This window comes from uncultured Clostridium sp., from assembly GCF_937920395.1.
Lineage (GTDB): Bacteria > Bacillota > Clostridia > Clostridiales > Clostridiaceae > Clostridium_AD.
In genome coordinates this window covers 1-2,454 of the sequence record NZ_CALEVF010000163.1, presented here as the reverse complement: position 1 = coordinate 2,454, position 2,454 = coordinate 1, and the positions used below count along the sequence as shown (strand labels likewise).

Genomic DNA, 2,454 nt, shown 5'->3' with positions numbered 1-2,454 from the left:
GTGAATAATGAAGCGCAGATATATTTCAAATATAATTTTTAAAATATAGTATTTTGTTATCAAAATTTTATTGGTTTGTTATTTCAAGTAGTTTAAGAAATAAAATTTCGGAGGTATACATTATATGAATGGTACAGTTAAATGGTTTAATGGTGAAAAAGGATTTGGTTTTATTACAGGAGAAGACGGAGTAGATGTTTTCGCACATTTCTCTCAAATAAATTCAGATGGTTACAAATCACTTGATGAAGGTCAAAAGGTTTCTTTTGACATAGTTAAAGGACCTAAAGGCCCACAAGCAGAAAATATTACTGTTCTTTAGTAGTAATATTAGACCAGTAAATAGGAAACTATTTACTGGTTTTTTGCTTTTTTTAAAAGTCATAGGCTGCGATATTATATCACAAACTTATGGCTTTTTTTAATTGAATTTATTAAAACCACTTTGTATTAAGTGTTGAGTGAAAAAAAGGGATTTTATATATCCATATTGAATACTTATATAAATAGAGTTATAAAGTATATACTGAATTACAAAAACTAAAATAGTTCTTATTACTAATTTTTTACATATAAACTATGGAGGTGTACATATAAATGGATAAAATAAAACTCGGAAGAACAAATTTAATGATTTCTAGAAGTGGATTTGGAGCATTACCCGTTCAGCGGGTGTCTTTTGATGTTGCGAAGAACATTTTACGAAAAGCCTATGATAATGGGATAAACTTCTTCGATTCAGCAAGAGCATATTCTGATAGTGAAGAAAAAATTGGATATTCCCTTTCTGATATTAGGCCTAATATTATAATTGCTACTAAAACTCATGCTAAAGACAAAAAAACTTTACTTGAACATTTACACACAAGTTTAAAGAACTTAAAAACCGATTATATAGATATATATCAATTACACAATCCCGATGTACTTCCTGACCCCGAAGACCCTGAAGGTCTTTATGCAGGCCTTATGGAAGCTAAAAACATGGGCCTTGTTCGTTTTATAGGAATAACAAATCATAAATTGAAAAATGCCATGGATGCTGCAGAATCAGGACTATACGATACGATACAATTTCCATTGTGTTCTTTATCTTCTGAGAATGATTTATTGTTAATTAAGAAATGCAAAGAAAAAAATGTTGGGTTAATTGCTATGAAGGCTCTCTCAGGAGGTTTAATAACTAATGCAGCCTCAGCTTTTGCTTTTCTAAGACAATTCGATAACGTTGTACCAATCTGGGGAATACAAAGAGAAACTGAATTAGATGAATTTATATCTCTTGAAAAAAATCCTCCATTATTGGATGATGCCATGTGGTCAATTATTAACAAGGATCGTAGTGAGCTCTCTGGAGATTTCTGCCGTGGTTGTGGCTATTGTCTTCCTTGCCCTGCCGGAATCGAAATCCCTACTTGTGCTCGAATATCACTTCTTCTTAAAAGAGCTCCATATCAAGCCTTCTTAGACGATAGCTTTAAAGAAAAGATGGAACTTATAAAGAATTGCATACAATGTGGACACTGTAAAAACCACTGTCCTTATAAACTTGATACTCCAAATCTTCTAAAGAGAGAACTTAAAAACTACTCTGAATTTTATGCTAAGCATAAAATAGTTTAATTAAATAAATAGTTATAGATAATGAAACTGCCCATTGCCAAATAGGCAATGGGCAGTTTCATTATAATATCACTCTTTAAAATACTTAGGATATTCACTTAGTAATATCATTTTGTCGTCATTTACTTTTGTTAAATGTTCACCAACTATTTTTATACCTGTCTTACTATCTTTAGCCTTTATTGCATCAATAATTCTTTTATGTTGGTCAACAACAATATCCATATTCATACTAGATATTATATTTAATGCCCTTATACGGTCAAAATCGCCATTCATAAAATGAATTGAGTTCCAAATTCGATCCTTTTGGCATGCTTTAAAAATAAGTTCATGAAATGAATTATCTAAATTAAATGCACAAGTATAGTTCTTTTTTAGTAAACAAAATTTTTGTTGATTAATATTAGATTCCAATTCAAATAAATACTTTTCGGGAAAATCATTACAAGCTAATTCTATAACTGCTTGTTCAAGCTTTAACCTCATAAATCGAGCTTCTTCAACACGTTTTAAGTTAATATAAGAAACCTTAGTACCCTTTTGCGGGTAAATCTCTAACAAATTCTCAGAAACTAATAATGAAAAAGCTTCCCTAACTGGAGTTCTGCTCACATTAAGATTACTTGCAATTTCATTTTCAGAAATACTTTCTCCTGGTTTTAGATTAAGATCAATAATATTACTTCTTAGCACTCGATAAGTATAATTTTTTATAGTCTCATAAATGTTTTTTTCTAATAGTTCAATTTTCATAATTAAATTTTCCTTTATTTAAATTACTTTAGTTTGTATAGCTAGTATGTTAGCACTATATATTTATATTGTCAA

The 2,454-nt window shown here is 29.7% G+C and carries 3 protein-coding genes; 2 read left to right on the top strand and 1 reads right to left on the bottom strand.

Annotation, left to right across the window (positions count from 1 at the left end; all coding sequences use genetic code 11):
• The first annotated feature begins 124 nt into the window (after window positions 1-124).
• Window positions 125-322, top strand: coding sequence for a cold shock domain-containing protein (locus Q0649_RS10970; protein WP_071611355.1), 198 nt, complete (start codon window positions 125-127; stop codon window positions 320-322).
• Window positions 323-597: 275 nt separating this feature from the next.
• Window positions 598-1,623, top strand: a complete 1,026-nt coding sequence (locus Q0649_RS10965; RefSeq protein ID WP_298841496.1) for an aldo/keto reductase — start codon at window positions 598-600, stop codon at window positions 1,621-1,623.
• A gap of 69 nt (window positions 1,624-1,692) precedes the next feature.
• Here the strand turns inward: Q0649_RS10965 and Q0649_RS10960 are convergent, their stop codons facing one another.
• The gene (locus Q0649_RS10960; RefSeq protein ID WP_298841493.1) at window positions 1,693-2,379 is read right to left on the bottom strand and encodes a GntR family transcriptional regulator; all 687 of its coding nucleotides are present in this window, start codon (window positions 2,377-2,379) and stop codon (window positions 1,693-1,695) included.
• Window positions 2,380-2,454: the final 75 nt, after the last annotated feature.

What these genes read in the sequence shown, in the direction of transcription:
- Q0649_RS10965 (WP_298841496.1), top strand. Translation starts at nt 598, where the DNA reads ATGGATAAAATAAAACTCGGAAGAACAAATTTAATGATTTCTAGAAGT.
- Q0649_RS10960 (WP_298841493.1), bottom strand. Translation starts at nt 2,379, where the DNA reads ATGAAAATTGAACTATTAGAAAAAAACATTTATGAGACTATAAAAAAT.
- Q0649_RS10970 (WP_071611355.1), top strand. Translation starts at nt 125, where the DNA reads ATGAATGGTACAGTTAAATGGTTTAATGGTGAAAAAGGATTTGGTTTT.